2 protein-coding genes are annotated in these 2755 nt (G+C 76.2%); both read left to right on the top strand.

Features of this window, described 5'->3' with window-relative positions:
- Nucleotides 1-165 precede the first annotated feature (165 nt).
- Nucleotides 166-1245, top strand: a complete 1080-nt coding sequence (locus LCE31_RS35720; protein WP_374118665.1) for an AAA family ATPase — start codon at nucleotides 166-168, stop codon at nucleotides 1243-1245.
- A partial coding sequence (locus tag LCE31_RS35715) for a DUF58 domain-containing protein (protein WP_225022000.1) occupies nucleotides 1245-2755 on the top strand: 1511 nt, incomplete at its 3' end. The genes LCE31_RS35720 and LCE31_RS35715, both read left to right, overlap by 1 nt.

Raw genomic sequence — 2755 nt, 5'->3', positions numbered from 1 at the left:
CCCACAAAGTCGGGGGGGGCGGCCGGGCCCGGTACCTTCCGGGGGGGGGGGGGGTTTGGGGGGGGGGGGGGGGGGGGGCGGGGGGCGGGGCCCCCCCCGGCAGCACTTCGTTGGGGTACCCCAGCTCCTCCCGGGAGCGACGGGGCAAGGCCGAGGAGGGCCGGGGTGACGACCTATGACGATCGAGCGAACCGTGGGGGTCCCCCCGACCGGGCGTACGCGCGGGCGGGAGAGGACCTGACCGCCACGGCGGAGCGCGTCCGTGCGTCGGTCGAGAGTGTGATCGAGGGCAAGCCGGAGGTCGTACGGCTGTCCCTGACGGTGCTGCTCGCCGAGGGGCACCTGCTGATCGAGGACGTTCCCGGTGTCGGCAAGACGATGCTGGCGAAGGCGCTGGCCCGGTCCGTCGACTGCTCGGTGCGGCGCATCCAGTTCACGCCGGACCTGCTGCCCTCGGACATCACGGGCGTGTCGATCTTCGACCAGCAGCGGCGCGACTTCGAGTTCAAACCCGGCGCGATCTTCGCCCAGATCGTGATCGGCGACGAGATCAACCGGGCGTCGCCCAAGACCCAGTCGGCGCTGCTGGAGTCGATGGAGGAGCGCCAGGTCACCGTCGACGGCACGACGTACGAGCTGCCGAGCCCTTTCATGGTGGTCGCCACGCAGAACCCGGTGGAGATGGAGGGCACGTATCCGCTGCCCGAGGCACAGCGCGACCGGTTCATGGCCCGCGTGTCCATCGGCTACCCGAGCGGCGACGCCGAGCTGAGGATGCTGGACGTGCACGGCGGGGCCTCGCCGCTGGACGACCTCCAGCCGGCCGCGCACGCCCACGACATCCTCAAGCTGATCGACGCGGTCCGCTCGGTGCACGTGGCCCAGGCCGTACGGCGGTACGCGGTGGAGCTGGTCGCGGCGACGCGTACCCACCCGGACCTCAGGCTCGGCGCCTCGCCGCGCGCGACGCTGCACCTGCTGCGCGCGGCGAAGGCCTCGGCGGCCCTGAGCGGACGGGACTACGCGCTGCCCGACGACGTACAGGCCCTCGCGGTCGCGGTGCTCGCGCACCGGCTGCTGCCCACGGCCCAGGCCCAGCTGGGCCGTCGGACGGCCGAGCAGGTGGTGCTCGAACTCCTCCAGCAGACGCCGGTGCCGACCGCGGACAGCGGCCATGTGACGGGCGCACAGGCGCAGGGCGGCGCATCCTCCGGCGGCCGGCGGCCGGGACCGCGGCGGCTGTGATGCCGTCGGGGGGACCGGAGGCCGCGGACGCCGGCCAGGGGTGGGGACACGGCCCGGGCGCCACCGGCGACCGGGAGGGCCGCCGCAAGGGGGGCCTGCGCACGGCGCTGTCCGGTCTGACGACCCGCGGCCGGGCGTTCCTCGCCGCCGGCCTCGCCGCGGCCGTCTGCGCGTACGTACTCGGCCAGCCCGACCTGCTGCGGGTCGGGCTGCTGCTGATCGCGCTGCCCCTGGTCTGCGTGGTCGTGCTGCACCGCACCCGCTACCAGGTCGCCGGCACCAGGCGGCTGTCCCCCGCGCGCGTGGCCGCCGGCTCCGAGGCGCGGGTGCGCCTGCGGGTGGACAACGTGTCCCGCCTGCCCACCGGGCTGCTCATGCTCCAGGACCACGTGCCCTACGTACTGGGCCCGCGCCCCCGGTTCGTCCTGGACCGGGTGGAGGCGTCGGGCCGCCGCGAGGTGTCCTACCGGGTCCGTTCCGACCTGCGCGGCCGGTATCCGCTCGGCCCGCTGCAGCTGCGGCTGACCGACCCGTTCGGGATGTGCGAGCTGACGCGGTCGTTCAGCGCCTTCGACACCCTCACGGTCGTACCGCGCACCCGGCCGCTGCCGCCGGTGCGGCTCACCGGCGACTCCTCCGGCGTCGGCGACGGCGGCGTGCGGTCGCTGGCGCTCGCGGGCGAGGACGACATGATCCCGCGCGGCTACCGGCACGGCGACGACCTGCGCCGGGTGCACTGGCGCTCGACGGCGCGCTACGGCGAGCTGATGGTCCGGCGCGAGGAGCAGCCGCGGCGGGCCCGGTGCACGGTGCTGCTCGACACCCGGGCGGACGCGTACCTGGGCGGCGGTCCGGACTCCGCCTTCGAGTGGGCGGTCTCCGGCACGGCCTCCGTCCTCGCGCACCTGCTGGAGCGCGGCTACACGGTGCGCCTGCTGACGGACACGGGCGCCTCGGTGCCTGGGGACGGGGGCGAGGGCTTCTCCGGCGGCGGGCAGCAGTCCGCCGACTCCATGGGACTGCTGATGGACACGCTCGCGGTGGTGGAGAACTCGAAGGGGCCGGCGCTCTCCCCCGCCTACGACGCCCTGCGCGGCGGGTCCGAGGGGCTGCTCGTGGCGTTCCTGGGCGACCTCGACGAGGAACAGGCCGCGGTGGTCGCCAGGATGCGGGTGCGCAGCGGTACGGCGGTGGCGTTCCTGCTGGAGCGCGATGCGTGGGGGACGGGGGCGGCCGGCCCAGGCACGGGGATTACGGGAACGGCCGGGCAGCGGCTCAGGCAGTTGCGCGAGGCCGGCTGGGCCGTGGTCCCGGTGGCGCCCGGGGCGGACCTGGCCGAGCTGTGGCAGCGGGCGGCCGAGGCACGCCTGGCGTTCGGGGACCCCTACGCCCAGGCCGGCGAGGGCGGCGGGCCCGGCGCGGGCGGCGGCGGGCCAGTCGGCGGCGGCGAGGGCGATACAGGCGCCGGCGGGGGGGGGGGGGGGGGGGGGCCCGCGGGCCCCCCCCCCCC

Source organism: Streptomyces sp. 8L (genome assembly GCF_020176795.1).
Classification (GTDB): Bacteria; Actinomycetota; Actinomycetes; order Streptomycetales; family Streptomycetaceae; genus Streptomyces.
This window is presented reverse-complemented; position numbering and strand designations above follow the sequence as displayed.